The sequence below is a fragment of the Clostridium algoriphilum genome (genome assembly GCF_020443705.1).
Lineage (GTDB): Bacteria > Bacillota > Clostridia > Clostridiales > Clostridiaceae > Clostridium_AD > Clostridium_AD algoriphilum.
This window is the reverse complement of the sequence record NZ_JAIZZK010000029.1, coordinates 31978-46363: the sequence shown is the minus strand read 5'-3', so window position 1 is coordinate 46363 and position 14386 is coordinate 31978. Positions and strand designations below refer to the sequence as shown.

The window sequence follows — 14386 nt, the reverse complement described above, 5'->3', positions numbered from 1 at the left end:
ATGTTTGACATAAAAATACTCCTCCTTACAATCTTTGATAATCACTTATCTCAATTATTGCCAAGAAAGAGTACATTATATTCTGTTTACACAAAATTATTTACAGGCCCTTACAACTATATATATAAGCAATAAATTTAGGGATATCTTATCATTTTATGATTAGATATCCCTAAATCTATGTATGCTAATTAATTATTTTACTACATTAGTAGGTGTTTTATTTATAAACTTTACTAAATTGTCTACAGCTATATCCATAAGACGCTCTCTAGATTCCTTTGGCGCCCATGCAATATGCGGTGTAATGAAACAGTTTTTAGCAAGCATTAGTGGGTTATCCATTTCAGGAGGCTCTGTAGACATAACGTCTACTCCTGCGCCAGCGACTTTTCCACTGTTTAGTGCATCTGCTAGGTCATTATCAACGATTAAAGGCCCTCTAGAAGTGTTTATGATAATAACTCCATCTTTCATCTTATTAATAGTTTCTTTGTTAATCATTCCCTTAGTTTTTTCAAATAAAGGACAATGTAAATTTACAACATCAGACTCTGCGAATAATTGGTCTAGTTCAACATACTTAAAGGAATCTGATTTTAACGACTCATCCTTAGATGGATTATAAGCTAGAATAGACATACCAAATGCTTGTGCAATTGTTGCAGTTGCCTTTCCTATGCTCCCCATACCGATAATACCCATTGTTTTACCAGCTAGTTCTATTAATGGATAATTCCAAAAACAAAAATCTTTTGAATTTGTCCAATCTTCTTTGTGAACTGCTTCATTGTGTTCTCCCACATTATGGCAAATCTCAAGTAGAAGTGCAAATACAAATTGAGCAACAGATGATGTACCATAAGATGGAATGTTCGTTACGCACACACCCAATTCCTTAGCTGCCACTACATCAACAACATTGTACCCTGTTGCAAGAACTCCAATATATTTAAGCTTAGGTAACTTTTTTAAAGTTTCCATATTTAATGGTGTTTTATTAATTAAAACCATTTCGCAGTCATAAGCTCTGTTTACAATTTCCTCGTCTTTAGTTCTATCATAAACTGTTAAGTTTCCTAACTTTTCAAAACCTTCCCAGGTTAAATCCCCTGGATTCAAAGTAAAACCATCTAATACTACTATTTTCATATTACCCTCCTACATAATTATTTTACAATTTTTATTACCATAAAAATAAGGTATAGTGCTTCCACTATACCTCAAACATCATTTCAATACTTGCACCAGGTGGAACCATAGGAGACGCCATCTCATCGGCTGCAACTCTAAAATCAATTACAACAGGTCCATCCCAATCTATTGCTTCTTTTAATGCATCCACAACCTGACCGTTATGCTCAACTCTAATACCTTTTACTCCGAAACCTTCGGCAATTTTTACAAAGTCAGTATACTGCTCGAGTGTAGTACTTGAAAATCGTTTCGAATGAAACAAGTTCTGCCACTGCCTTACCATACCTAAAACCCCATTGTTTAATAATATTATCTTTACAGGTATATTATATCTTGCAACAGTTCCAAGCTCATTAAGGTTCATTCTAAAGCTGCCATCCCCTGCAATATCAAATACCATTTCTTTTTTTCCTATACTTGCACCTATTGCAGCTCCAAAGCCATACCCCATAGTACCTAACCCACCTGAACTAATAAAAGTTCTTGGTTTTGTATAAGTAAAAGCTTGAGTTGCCCAAATTTGATTTTGACCTACCTCAGTGGTTATTATAGCATTTCCTTCTGTAATTTCATATAGTTTTTTAATTACATAAAGAGGATTTACAGTCTCAAATTCATTTACTTTTATAACCTTTTCTTTGTCTTTTTTAATTAATCCCTTTGCGAGCATTGTCCATTCATTCTCTTCTCTCTCTGGAAGCGATTGTAATAAATTTTTTAAGACATCTGCTACATTTCCAATTATAAAACTATCTGCCTTTATATTTTTTGAAATTTCTGCTTCATCTATGTCTATGTGAATAACCTTAGTATTTGCTACAAAAGATATAGGATCACTGATAACTCTATCACTAAATCTAGCCCCAATTGCAATAATTAAATCACTTGAAGTTATACATCTATTAGACGCAAATGTTCCATGCATACCGAGCATTCCTGTATACATGGGATGTAGTCCACTAAATGCACCTAGACCCATCATTGTATTACATACTGGGCATTTTAATTTATTCTGAAGTTCAATCAAAACTTCCTTGGCCTCTGATATATTACATCCACCACCAACCACAATTATCGGTTTAGATGATCCCTTAATTGCACAAATTGCATCCATAATTTGATCAACGTTAACAGGTTTTCGCTTAGTTACCTTCGGAATTTCGGGAAAATATTCACCCTCTATTCCAGTAATATCCTTAGGTATATCCACAAGTACAGGTCCAGGCCTTCCACTTTTAGCAATTTTAAAAGCACGCCTTATAGCAGGAGCTAAGTCCTCTATCCTTTTTACTAAAAAGCTGTGCTTAGTAATAGGCATTGTTATGCCTACAATATCAACTTCTTGAAAGGCATCCTTACCTATTAATGGCGTTGCTACTTGACCAGTAATTGCAACCATAGGTACAGAATCCATATAGGCAGTTGCAATACCAGTTACAAGATTAGTAGCTCCAGGTCCTGACGTTGCAAGGCATACCCCTACTTTACCAGTTGATCTAGCGTACCCATCAGCAGCATGGGCTGCACCTTGTTCGTGAGAAACTAAGATATGCTTTATTCCCTCAAACGAATAAAGCTCATCGTATATATTTATTACACTTCCACCTGGATAACCAAAAATAGTATCTACATCTTGCTCTTTGAGGCATTCTAGTAAAATTCTTGCACCCCTGTATTTCATGTTAATACCTCCTTAAATGTGGCATAAAATGTTGTTTTTATTTTTTATTCTCATTTTTTCATCATAGATAAGTTTATATTCTACAGAATCCACAAGCGCTTTAAAACTTGCTTCTATAATGTCATAAGATACACCAACAGTTGTCCATGTAATAACTCCATCTGTAGATTCTATTAGAACTCTAACTTTCGCACTAGTAGCTTTATCCCCACCTATTACTCTAACTTTATAATCCGATAGATACATAGATGAAGTAGATGGGTAAAATACACTTAAAGCTTTTCTAAGTGCTTTGTCTAGTGCATTTACTGGTCCAAATCCATCTGCAGCTGTTACTTCCATTACTCCGTTAACCTTAATTTTCATAGTAACAGTAGAACTGCAATCTGTTCTAATTGGTTGATCTATCATAACCCTGTATTCTACTAATTCAAACGAAGGTTTAAAAAGTCCTAATTCCTTAATTACCAAAAGCTCAAAACTTCCCTCGGCTCCTTCAAACTGATAACCCATATGCTCAAGCTCTTTAAGTCTTTTCATTATCCTAGCTGTGCATTCACAATCCTTTGTGATAGATGAATCAACTTTATTTATAATTGACATTATTGTGCTACGTCCAGCAACCTCTGACATAAGCATAGTTCTTGCGTTTCCTACCTTAACAGGATTAACATGTTCAAACGAAATAGGATTCTTTTGAACTGCATCAATATGCATTCCACCCTTATGTGCAAAAGCACAACTCCCAACATATGCTTCACGATCACTCGGAATAATATTGCTTACTTCACATATGTATCTATAGTTTGCCACTAACTTTTCAAGGTTCTCATTGGGTATTGCGTCAAAGTTCATTTTCAGCATTAGATTTCCAATTATAGTACTCAGGTTTGCATTTCCACAACGTTCTCCAAGGCCTGTAAATGTTCCTTGAACTTGACGAACACCCGCTTCAACTGCAATCAAAGAGTTAGCCACTGCAGTTCCCGCATCATTGTGACAATGAATTCCTAAATTGTTAAAGCCTTTATTAACCAATAAATCTACTATAGGTTTTATAGAACTAGGAAGAGTTCCTCCGTTAGTATCACAAAGCACTAACCAATCTGCCCCTGCAGCTTTTGCGACAGACAATACCTTAAGTGCATACTCAGGATTATTTTTATAACCATCAAAGAAATGTTCAGCGTCAAAAATAACTTCTTTATTCCATTTTTTCAAATATTCAATGCTCTCTTTTATCATCGCTAAATTTTCTTCTAGAGTAGTTTTTATTATTTCTGTTACATGAAAGTCCCATGCTTTTCCAAAAATACAAATGACATCTACACCTGAATGGAGTAAAGCCTTTAAATTGCTATCTTCTTCAACTTTTAAATGTGCTTTTCTAGTACTTCCAAAAGCGCAAAGTTTAGAATTTTTTAAATCAATTTCTTTAACCTTTTCAAAAAACTCTGCATCCTTAGGATTAGAGCCAGGATTACCTGCCTCAATGTAGCTTACGCCCAATTCGTCAAGTTTTTTTGTAATTTGAAGTTTATCCTTAACGCTAAATGATATTCCTTGAGCTTGTGATCCATCTCTTAGAGTACTATCAAAAATATATACCTTATTATTCAAAGTTTTCCACCATCCTCTAAATTCCCTCTAATTCAGATGTCAAAGAGAACCAAGTTCAATTTTATTTTATAGAACTTGGTTCTCTAAATAGCAATTTTTTATGTTATTTTAAGTATTAAATCATTTTCTTCGAAGCTGTTAACTGATTTTATTTTTTCAACCAAGACATCATTTTTCTAAGTTCTGCGCCAACTTCTTCAATTTGATGTTCACTTTCTATTCTCTTTGTTGCATTAAAGAATGGTTTTCCAACTTGATTCTCAAGAAGCCAATCTCTAGCGAAAACTCCTGTTTGAATGTCTGTCAATACATCTTTCATAGCTTTCTTTGTATCTGCAGTTATTATTTTATTTCCTGTTATATAGTCACCATATTCTGCAGTATCACTTATTGAATATCTCATCATGCTTAAACCACCTTGGTTTATTAAATCTACGATAAGTTTCATTTCATGACAACACTCAAAGTATGCCATTTCTGGTTGGTAACCAGCTTCTACAAGAGTTTCAAAACCTGCTTTTATAAGTGCTGAGACACCACCACATAGAACTGCTTGTTCTCCAAACAAATCTGTTTCAGTTTCTTCTCTGAAAGAAGTCTCCATAACGCCAGCTCTTGCTCCACCTATTCCTAATGCATATGCTAAAGCAACCTCTTTTGCATGTCCTGAAGCATCTTGATGTATAGCAATAAGACATGGTACACCTTTGCCTTCTAAGAATTGGCTTCTAACAGTATGTCCTGGTCCTTTAGGTGCTATTAAGAATACATCTATATCTGCTGGAGGAACTATTTGACCAAAATGAATTGCAAAACCATGAGCAAATACTAAAGCTTTATTTTTTGTAAGATTTGGCTCAATGCTTTCTTTGTATAATTGAGCTTGCTTTTCATCGTTAATAAGTATCATGATAATATCAGCTTTCTTTGCTGCTTCTGCAGCAGTCATAACTGTGAGTCCTGCTTCTTCAGCTTTTGCCCAAGATTTACTTCCTACATAAAGACCAACAATAACATTAACGCCACTCTCTTTTAAATTTAAAGCATGTGCATGTCCTTGGCTACCATATCCTATAACTGCAACCGTCTTTCCCTTTAAGTTCTCTAAATTACATTCGTTTTCATAATACATTTTCGCCATTGTTAATTCCTCCTAATTTTTATATGTATATTTTAGATTATTGCGTCTGAACCTCTTTGCATTGCAATAAATCCACTTCCAACTATTTCTAAAATGCCAAATGGTTCAATTAAATTTTCAAAAGCACATAATTTACTGTTATGTCCTATAATTTGAATAATTAAAGTTGTTGGTGTTACATCTATAATAGAAACTCCAAATATCTTACCGATATTTATGATTTCCTGTCTGTTACTACCTTCTGCTTTAACTTTTATAAACAACATTTGCTTACAAACAGAGTTTTCATTATCTAATTGCTCAACTTTGTGGACATCTTCAAGTTTTCTTATCTGTTTAATTATTTGATCGATGCCTGCATCATCACTAACCTTAGTCAATAATGTTATTCTAGCAAATTTTTCATCTTCAGTATGTCCCGAGGAAACAGTGTCAAGATTAAAACCACGCCTATTAAATAATGAGCACACTCTTGTTAATACTCCTGGGTTGTTGTCAACTAAAATTGACAATACATGTGAAATCAAATAATCGCCTCCCTTTCCACGTGTAAATAATACCAAGTTAATTTGTAATTCGTACCAAACATTTTATGTATCGTAACATTTTAAAAATAAATTGTCAACGATATTCAGAATATTTTTTTTATTGACACATTGACTTATTTTATTATTCGTAGTATATTGTGGTACAAGCAATTTTAAAAAACGTTACTTATAATTTAAAAAGCTATGATAGGGAAGAGTAATCATTATGATATTCTAAAAGAGAGTGGGACTCGGTGAAAGCCCATGAATAATCAAATGATAAAAATCACCCTTGAGCTGCAGGCTGAAAAGAAGTCATAGACCTCATGTAAGCTGCGCCGGCAATGCCGTTAATTAATTAAGATATATTTGGGTGGTACCGCGGACAGACTCTCGCCCCAGGCTGGAGTGCTGTTTTTTTTATACAATTTTATAATCAAAACCGTAAGTTACAAGCTATACTTCCTCTTATAGAGGCATTTTTAGTAAAGAAGGTAATCCTGCACGAAAAAGTAATTGTGGTGTTTTATATCTATATAGAGCCAATTAATTATTTATAGGTTTAATAAGGAGGTAACAAATTAATATGGGAATGACGATGACACAAAAAATACTAGCATCACATGCTGGTTTAAAAGAGGTAAAAGCTGGTCAATTAGTTATGGCCGATCTTGATCTAGTCTTAGGTAATGATGTAACAACACCGGTAGCCGTTAATGAATTTAATAAAATGGGTGTTGATAATGTTTTTGATAAAAAGAAAATTGCTATTGTTCCAGATCATTTTAGTCCAAATAAAGATATTAAATCTGCTGAGCAATGTAAATGCATCCGTGAATTTGCATATGAGAAAGGGATTGAAAATTTCTTTGAGGTAGGCCAAATGGGTATTGAACATGCCCTATTACCAGAAAAAGGGCTTGTAGTAACTGGTGATGTTGTAATTGGCGCTGATTCCCATACTTGTACTTATGGTGCTTTAGGTGCTTTTTCAACTGGTGTTGGATCGACTGATATGGCCGCAGGAATGGCAAGTGGAAAGTGTTGGTTTAAAATTCCCGAAGCAATAAAATTTGTTTTAACTGGTAAAATGCAAAAATGGATTTGTGGTAAAGACGTAATTCTTCATATCATAGGAATGATAGGAGTAGATGGTGCACTGTATCAATCAATGGAATATACAGGGCCAGGTCTTGCTAATCTATCAATCGATGACAGATTTACAATAGCCAATATGGCAATTGAAGCAGGTGCAAAGAACGGAATATTTGAAGTTGATGATAAAACACTCGAATATGTAAAAGAGCATTCAACTAAAACTCCGATGATTTTTAAAGCTGATGCCGATGCCGTCTATTCTAGAGTAATTGAAATAGATTTAAGTACTATAAAATCAACTGTAGCCTTCCCTCACCTTCCTGACAATACTAGAACTATTGATGAGGTTGGCGAAGTAATCCTAGATCAAGTAGTTATCGGTTCTTGTACTAATGGAAGAATAGAAGACCTTAGAATGGCTGCAAGTATCTTCAAAGGTAAAACAGTTAATCCTAAAATAAGAACATTAATCTTCCCAGCTACTCAAAAAATATATCTTCAGGCACTTAGAGAAGGTTTAATTGAAATATTTATAGAAGCTGGAATTGCTGTAAGTACTCCAACTTGTGGGCCTTGCCTTGGCGGACATATGGGAATACTTGCAAAGGGTGAGCGAGCTCTATCAACTACAAACAGAAATTTTGTTGGCAGAATGGGTGATCCTGAGAGTGAAGTATATCTTTGTAGTCCAGCAGTAGCTGCAGCATCAGCAATAACAGGAAAAATTTCTTCACCAGAGGAGGTAATGTAATGTTTAAAGGAAAAGCTATAAAATATGGTAACAATGTAGATACTGATGTTATAATTCCTGCAAGATACCTTAATACATCAAACGCAAAAGAACTTGCAGCGCATTGCATGGAAGATATAGATAAGGGTTTTATAGGTAAAGTTAAAGATGGTGACATAATGGTTGCTGGTAAGAATTTTGGTTGTGGATCCTCAAGAGAGCATGCACCTCTTGCTATAAAAACTGTTGGAATTAGTTGTATAATTGCTGAAACTTTTGCAAGAATATTCTACAGGAATTCAATTAATATAGGTTTACCAATACTCGAATGCGTAGAGGCTGCCCGTGACATTGAAGAAGGTAATGATGTATCAGTAGATGTAGTTTCTGGAGTTATTACAAATAACACAAAAGGAAAAACTTATAAAGCAACACCTTTTCCAGCATTTATGCAAGAGATTATAAGTGCTGAAGGACTTGTAAATTATCTTAAAGAAAGGACTGAAGTTTAATGACAAAAATAGCTGTTATAAAAGGAGATGGAATTGGACCAGAGATAGTTCTTGGTGCAATTAAAGTATTAGATGTAATATCTAAAAAATATAATTTTCCTGTGCAATATACTGATGTTTTAATGGGTGGAATAGCTATAGACAAGACAGGAGTACCTCTTCCACAAGAAACCTTAGACATTTGTAAAAGAAGTGATGCAGTTTTACTTGGTTCTGTAGGCGGTCCTAAATGGGACAAACTTCCAGGTCATTTAAGACCAGAAGCCGGATTACTTGGAATTAGAAAAGGACTTGAGGTTTTTGCAAATCTAAGACCTGCAATTCTTTTTCCACAATTAAAGGAAGCTTCAGCGCTTAAACCAGAAATTCTTAAAGATAACATTGATATTATGGTTATACGTGAATTAACTGGTGGAATATATTTTGGTGAAAGATCCAGGATAGACCTAGAAGATGGTGGCCAAAAGGCATGGGACACAATGGCTTATTCAACTTATGAAATAGAGCGAATAGCCCGTGTTGGTTTTGAAACTGCAAGGAAAAGAAGTAAAAAGCTTACTTTAGTTGATAAGGCTAATATTCTTGAAAGCTCAAGACTTTGGAGAGAAATAGTTACTAAAATGGCAGCTGATTATCCAGATGTAACTTTTGAAGTACAATTAGTTGATAGTTGTGCAATGCAGCTTATACGTAACCCAGGTAGTTTTGATACAATTCTAACAGAAAATATGTTTGGAGATATCCTAAGTGATGAAGCTTCGATGCTAACTGGATCTCTTGGAATGCTTCCTTCTGCAAGTTTAGGTAATACAAAACTTGGCATATATGAACCAATACATGGTTCAGCACCAGATATTGCGGGCCGTGACATTGCTAATCCAATTGCAACTATAATGAGCGTAGCAATGATGCTTAGGTATAGCTTTAATATGGAAGACGCTGCAAAAGATGTTGAAGATGCAGTATCTAAAGTTTTAGATAAAAAGTATAGAACCGTTGATATTATGGCGCCTGGCATGAAATCCGTTGGAACTGTTGAGATGTCAGACCTTATAGCAAAAGAAATTAAATAATTAATTTAACAGATTTTGTGTTACAATAACTATAATAATAAATGCATTGAACAGAAGTAGTAAAAATCTCCAGAAATTCTCAGAGAGCCGAGGTAGCTGTGAATCGGTAATTTCAAGATTTTGAACTCGTCTGGGAGCTATCGCCTGAAACTAAGTAAGGTGGATCGTCTGTCCCTCGTTAACAGGACATTAAGTGAGTTTTAGAAATAAAACTAACTAGAGTGGTACCGCGAAGAAACTTCGCCTCTTGATTGAGGCGAAGTTTCTTTGTATTTATTCTAACTAAATTTAAAAGGGGTGTTATAAATGTCTTATAAAAAATATAAACCATATGGTGGTATAAATATTAAAAATCGTCAGTGGCCTGATAAACTAATAGAAAAAGCGCCAACTTGGTGTAGTGTTGATTTAAGAGATGGTAATCAATCCCTACCAATTCCAATGAACGTAGATGAGAAGGTTAAGCTTTTTAAATTACTTGTTAACATTGGCTTTAAAGAAATAGAAGTTGGTTTTCCTTCAGCCTCAAATACAGAATATCAATTTTTAAGAACATTAATAGAGGATAACCTTATTCCAGATGATGTAACTATCCAGGTTTTAACTCAATCAAGAGAACATTTAATAAAAAAAACATTTGAAAGTCTTAAGGGAGCAAAAAAAGCTATCGTTCATCTTTATAATTCAACCTCGGTTTTACAACGAAGAGTTGTTTTTAAGAAAAGTAAGCAAGAAATAATTGATATTGGAGTTACCGGTGCAAAACTTCTAATGATAGAGAAGGACAAATACCCTGAGACAGATTTCACATTTGAATACTCTCCTGAAAGTTTTACTGGTACTGAACTTGAGTATTCACTTCAAATTTGCGAAGCTATCTTAGACGTCTGGAAGCCAACTTCATCAAAAAAAGCAATTTTAAACTTGCCATCAACAGTTGAAATGGCTACTCCAAATATTTATGCTGATCAAATTGAATGGTTCTGCGCAAACGTTAAGAATAGAGAAAATATTATTATAAGTCTTCATACTCATAACGATCGTGGTACTTGTACTGCAGCCTCAGAACTTGGTGTTCTTGCAGGAGCTGATCGAGTTGAAGGCACCCTATTTGGTAATGGTGAGCGAACTGGAAATCTTGATCTTATGGTAATGGCCATAAACATGCATGTTCAAGGAATAGATCCTGAATTAGATTTTTCAAAGCTTTATGAAATTGTAGATGTCTATGAAACTTGTACTAAAATGACAGTACATGATCGTCATCCTTATGCAGGTAAACTTGTATATACTGCCTTTTCTGGTTCGCATCAAGATGCAATCAAAAAAGGTCTTAAAGCTAAACAAGATGAAGATAACAATTTTTGGGAAGTTCCATATCTTCCAATTGATCCACACGATGTTGGACGGGACTATGAAGAGATTATCCGTATTAACAGTCAATCTGGTAAAGGTGGTGCTGCCTTTATAATGGAAAATGATTTTGGTTTTATTTTGCCAAAAGCTATGCAAGGTGATTTTGGTGCTCTTGTAAAACGCAGCACTGACCTTCTTGGCACAGAACTCTCTGCAAATCAAATTTATGATTTATTTAAAAATGAATACCTAAATATAAAAACGCCGAATTTATTAAAAAGTTATACTATACAATCAGTGCAAAATGTTGAAACTGATGAAAACATAGTAAACATTCAGGCATTAATATCAGTAAGTGGGAAAGAAATGAATATTTCCGGGGTAGGTAATGGTCCTGTAGACGCCTTCTTCAATGCTCTACATGCTTCAAATATTAATGGTTATAACTTTATATCTTACGACGAACATGCTCTAGGCAGTGGTTCAAACTCCAAAGCTGCCACATATATACAGATAGAGTACAATAATAAAAGGTATTTTGGAGTTGGTGTTTCTGCAAATATAGATACAGCATCGCTAAATGCATTATTTAGTGCTATTAATAGGAAAGGTTAATATAATAAAAGGAGCTTAAGCATTTTGCTATGAGCTCCTTTTATTACTTTTATAGGTTTAATAATCACAACGCGATTGGAGGAAATTAATATGAAAATTACTGATATTGAAATAAGCTCTATTTCCGTGCCTTTAAAAAGACCCTTTAAAACTTCTTTAAGAACAGTAAATTCTGTAGAAGATATTGTTGTTATGATCAAAACAGATTCGGGTAACGTTGGTTTTGGTGAAGCCCCACCTACTGGAGTTATAACTGGAGATACTAAAGGAGCTATACTTGGAGCAATTGACGATCATATTAAAAAGACTATTATTGGTATGGACGTCGAGCATTTTGAAGAGATTCTTATTAAATTAAATAGATGTATTGTTAATAATACTAGTGCAAAAGCAGCTATAGATATTGCTCTTTATGATCTCTACGGACAGTTATACAAAACGCCTCTATATAAGTTACTCGGTGGATATAAAAAGGAACTTATAACTGATATTACTATAAGTGTTAATGAACCTAATGAGATGGCAAAAGATAGTCTCCACGCAATAGGACTTGGCTATAAAACTTTAAAAGTAAAAGTTGGGAAAGATTCAAGGACTGATATATTAAGGTTAAAGGCGGTGCGAGATATTGTTGGATATGACATAAATATAAGAATTGATGCAAATCAGGGCTGGAAACCTAAAGAAGCTATTTTGACACTTCGAAAAATTGAAGACGCAGGGCTAAATATTGAGTTTGTTGAACAACCTGTGGATGCTCATGACATAGAAGGATTAAAATTTGTAACCGACAATATTTCTATTCCAGTTATGGCTGATGAGAGTGTTTTTTCACCTATGGATGCTTTGAAAATTTTGCAAACTCACGCGGCAGATTTTATCAATATAAAATTAATGAAAACTGGTGGAATTTATAATGCTTCAAAGATATGCTCTATGGCAGAAATATATGGCACGCAGTGTATGATTGGTTGCATGCTAGAATCAAAGATTAGTGTTACAGCCGCAGCACATCTTGCGTCTGCTAAAAGTATTATAACAAAAATAGATTTGGATGGCCCAATACTATGTAGTGAGGACCCAATAATTGGTGGTGCAGTTTTTAACGAAAGTTTTATAGAACTTTCAACTGCACCAGGCCTTGGAATTAAAGGGGTAAAATCTAATTTTCTAGTGTAGATGTATTATCTGTTTTTAATGTATTATCTATTATTGATATATTAGCTGGCCTTTTGTCAAATATGTATACTAGAAAGAAAGTTACAAGGCAAAGCGGCCATTCTAAATATATTGGATGAGATACTATATGAGTTTGTGGGATAAATACCCATGCCACAAGTATTAATATACCAACAGATAAAGTCCAGACAGCTGCACTCTTTTTACATAGTTTTGGTGCAAACATCGTAAATATCACCAAAATAGTAAATGCAGTAGTTAAAGATAATCCTATAAGTAATGTATTTAAAATTCCTACAACGGTACTTGCAAGTAAATAAGTTATAATACTTATTATTAAAATAATAACGCGTGAGTATAGTAATTCTTGTTTTTTAGTTAAATCAGTTTTTACATATACTTTCATTACATCGTTAATTACTAGTGTTGCACTTCCTAAGAGTAACCCCACAGCTGTAGATACATCTGCAGCCCATAATCCCGAAAGAGTAATTCCTGCAACAAACGGATTAAGTGACATAACAACTTTGGGCAGAGCCATTGCAGCGTTTGGAAGTCCTGGAAACTCAGCGGCTGCGACAATACCATATAACGCTGCTATAAATCCCACTGGTAGTATAAACAAAGCACCAAGTAAATATCCTTTTCTTGCTGTGTTACCATTTTTAGCTGCAAACGATACTTGAACAACTGCTTGATTAGACATTGATTGAGTAATCATGACAACAAACCAAGCGAGTACCACTGCTCCACCTACACCTGCAACAGGATTGAACCAAGGAGTATTAGGATTTAGTTTTAATACTATATTACTCATTCCTCCAACATTATGAACTGCAGCTATTGCTCCTATAATAAGTCCTATATAAATAACAACAACATTTATAATATTGCTGAGCCCTGCTGCCCAATATCCACCTATAAGAGTAATACTAACAAAAACCACAGCTGTCGTAAGCATTCCAATTTTAAATGAAAATATATCTGGTAGTAACGCATTTAATATCGATGCCCCTGCAATATATTGAAGAGAAGTAATTACCATCTGAATGACTAGTTGTCCAACTACCCCCAGTAACTTACCTGATTTACCATAACAGTTACCTAATAATTCAGGAACAGTGGTTATAGTCATTTTTCTAAATTTCTTAGCTACAACTAATCCTGCAAAAGCTGCACCTGCAGCCCACGCTGCATTATACATACCTGCCGAAATTCCTTTTGTATAAGCACTTTCCGCAACACCAACTGTTGATGCACCACCTACTGCAAGTCCTGCAACCATAACAGCTACTACGGTAGCAGGCATACCTCTACCTGCTAATAAAAAGCCCTCAGCCCCTCCCTTTTTAGATAATTTAGTAGAATACCATGAAACTCCAAATAACATCACTATGTACAGTATTACTATGATCAACGGTATATTCATTATTATTCCTCCTTTATTTATCTATTATTATAGCATACCGTTGCAACTATTCTGCTCCTATCTGTCAATTTAGTGAAAATACAGAAAGTTTCACTTTGTTACTTATTTACTGTTGCTGGTGTTGCAGCATCAGGATTTGCTGAATTTGTTGATTCTGAAGGACCACATCCAATAAAAGAAAAAGGATAGACCTCATAAGGTCTATCCTAAAGTATATATATAACAAAA

The 14386-nt window shown here is 34.5% G+C and carries 11 protein-coding genes and 2 other annotated features; of the genes, 5 read left to right on the top strand and 6 right to left on the bottom strand.

The window, feature by feature from the left end:
• Positions 1 to 195: 195 nt before the first annotated feature.
• The 5 genes from LGK95_RS17435 to ilvN form a co-directional block, all read right to left on the bottom strand.
• Positions 196 to 1152: a D-2-hydroxyacid dehydrogenase gene (locus LGK95_RS17435; protein WP_226126188.1), complete on the bottom strand. Its 957-nt coding sequence runs from the start codon at positions 1150 to 1152 to the stop codon at positions 196 to 198.
• 64 nt (positions 1153 to 1216) lie between these two features.
• On the bottom strand, positions 1217 to 2878 hold the full coding sequence (gene ilvB / locus LGK95_RS17430) for a biosynthetic-type acetolactate synthase large subunit (RefSeq protein WP_226126187.1): 1662 nt from the start codon (positions 2876 to 2878) through the stop codon (positions 1217 to 1219).
• A gap of 12 nt (positions 2879 to 2890) precedes the next feature.
• The gene (gene cimA / locus LGK95_RS17425) at positions 2891 to 4498 is read right to left on the bottom strand and encodes a citramalate synthase (RefSeq protein ID WP_226126186.1); all 1608 of its coding nucleotides are present in this window, start codon (positions 4496 to 4498) and stop codon (positions 2891 to 2893) included.
• 148 nt (positions 4499 to 4646) lie between these two features.
• Complete coding sequence (gene ilvC, locus LGK95_RS17420; RefSeq protein WP_226126185.1) at positions 4647 to 5639, bottom strand: ketol-acid reductoisomerase; 993 nt, start codon at positions 5637 to 5639, stop codon at positions 4647 to 4649.
• Between the two features lie 32 nt (positions 5640 to 5671).
• Positions 5672 to 6166: an acetolactate synthase small subunit gene (gene ilvN / locus LGK95_RS17415; RefSeq protein ID WP_226126184.1), complete on the bottom strand. Its 495-nt coding sequence runs from the start codon at positions 6164 to 6166 to the stop codon at positions 5672 to 5674.
• Positions 6167 to 6361: 195 nt separating this feature from the next.
• Positions 6362 to 6570 (top strand) — a binding site (T-box leader).
• 182 nt (positions 6571 to 6752) lie between these two features.
• Here ilvN and leuC point away from each other — a divergent pair.
• The 5 genes from leuC (at position 6753) to LGK95_RS17390 (ending at position 12729) form a co-directional block, all read left to right on the top strand.
• Complete coding sequence (gene leuC, locus LGK95_RS17410) at positions 6753 to 8015, top strand: 3-isopropylmalate dehydratase large subunit (RefSeq protein WP_226126183.1); 1263 nt, start codon at positions 6753 to 6755, stop codon at positions 8013 to 8015.
• On the top strand, positions 8015 to 8506 hold the full coding sequence (gene leuD, locus LGK95_RS17405; RefSeq protein ID WP_226126182.1) for a 3-isopropylmalate dehydratase small subunit: 492 nt from the start codon (positions 8015 to 8017) through the stop codon (positions 8504 to 8506). Before leuC ends, leuD begins: the two co-directional genes overlap by 1 nt.
• Positions 8506 to 9579 carry a 3-isopropylmalate dehydrogenase gene (gene leuB / locus LGK95_RS17400; protein WP_226126181.1) on the top strand — a complete coding sequence of 358 codons (1074 nt, stop codon included), beginning with the start codon at positions 8506 to 8508 and terminating at the stop codon, positions 9577 to 9579. Before leuD ends, leuB begins: the two co-directional genes overlap by 1 nt.
• Before the next feature lie 37 nt (positions 9580 to 9616).
• Positions 9617 to 9830, top strand: a binding site (T-box leader).
• Between the two features lie 55 nt (positions 9831 to 9885).
• Positions 9886 to 11550, top strand: coding sequence for a 2-isopropylmalate synthase (gene leuA / locus LGK95_RS17395; protein WP_226126180.1), 1665 nt, complete (start codon positions 9886 to 9888; stop codon positions 11548 to 11550).
• A gap of 90 nt (positions 11551 to 11640) precedes the next feature.
• Positions 11641 to 12729, top strand: coding sequence for a dipeptide epimerase (locus LGK95_RS17390; RefSeq protein WP_226126179.1), 1089 nt, complete (start codon positions 11641 to 11643; stop codon positions 12727 to 12729).
• Here LGK95_RS17390 and LGK95_RS17385 read toward each other — a convergent pair.
• Positions 12713 to 14158, bottom strand: a complete 1446-nt coding sequence (locus tag LGK95_RS17385) for a sodium:solute symporter family protein (protein ID WP_226126178.1) — start codon at positions 14156 to 14158, stop codon at positions 12713 to 12715. The two genes, LGK95_RS17390 and LGK95_RS17385, sit on opposite strands and share 17 nt — an antisense overlap.
• Positions 14159 to 14386: the final 228 nt, after the last annotated feature.

Excerpts from the sequence above, each read along its gene's own strand:
- LGK95_RS17435 (WP_226126188.1), bottom strand. The coding sequence starts at position 1,152 with ATGAAAATAGTAGTATTAGATGGTTTTACTTTGAATCCAGGGGATTTA.
- ilvB (WP_226126187.1), bottom strand. The coding sequence starts at position 2,878 with ATGAAATACAGGGGTGCAAGAATTTTACTAGAATGCCTCAAAGAGCAA.
- ilvC (WP_226126185.1), bottom strand. The coding sequence starts at position 5,639 with ATGGCGAAAATGTATTATGAAAACGAATGTAATTTAGAGAACTTAAAG.
- leuC (WP_226126183.1), top strand. The coding sequence starts at position 6,753 with ATGGGAATGACGATGACACAAAAAATACTAGCATCACATGCTGGTTTA.
- leuD (WP_226126182.1), top strand. The coding sequence starts at position 8,015 with ATGTTTAAAGGAAAAGCTATAAAATATGGTAACAATGTAGATACTGAT.
- leuB (WP_226126181.1), top strand. The coding sequence starts at position 8,506 with ATGACAAAAATAGCTGTTATAAAAGGAGATGGAATTGGACCAGAGATA.
- leuA (WP_226126180.1), top strand. The coding sequence starts at position 9,886 with ATGTCTTATAAAAAATATAAACCATATGGTGGTATAAATATTAAAAAT.
- LGK95_RS17390 (WP_226126179.1), top strand. The coding sequence starts at position 11,641 with ATGAAAATTACTGATATTGAAATAAGCTCTATTTCCGTGCCTTTAAAA.
- LGK95_RS17385 (WP_226126178.1), bottom strand. The coding sequence starts at position 14,158 with ATGAATATACCGTTGATCATAGTAATACTGTACATAGTGATGTTATTT.